This is a genomic window from Burkholderia sp. SIMBA_062 (assembly GCF_046534765.1).
GTDB classification, from domain to species: Bacteria; Pseudomonadota; Gammaproteobacteria; order Burkholderiales; family Burkholderiaceae; genus Burkholderia; species Burkholderia ambifaria.
The window spans coordinates 1-255 of the sequence record NZ_JAWRYD010000422.1 but is presented as its reverse complement, the minus strand read 5'-3'; the positions used below and the strand labels follow the sequence as shown (position 1 = coordinate 255).

Genomic DNA, 255 nt, shown 5'->3' with positions numbered 1-255 from the left:
ACATCGCACCGCTGCCGTTATCGACAGACTGCGCACCGACTTGCAGGTCCGTCTGCGCGGTAATCGCACCGTGGTTAGCAACGGTTCCGGCTTGCACATTGACGCTGCCATTTCCACCGATCACACCGCCCTGCGCACCCGCTGCGGTCGCTCCTGCGGCATTGACCAATTGCCCGGTCGTCGCGATCGACAAACCGTCACCGTTCAACGATGTAACGCGACCGGCCGAATTGTCCAACGAGTTTCCCGAAATAT

General features: G+C 60.0%; 1 protein-coding gene. It reads right to left on the bottom strand.

Annotation, left to right across the window (positions count from 1 at the left end; all coding sequences use genetic code 11):
* The coding region (locus SB786_RS36930) for a hypothetical protein (RefSeq protein WP_410731673.1) at nucleotides 1-255 on the bottom strand (255 nt) is incomplete at both ends.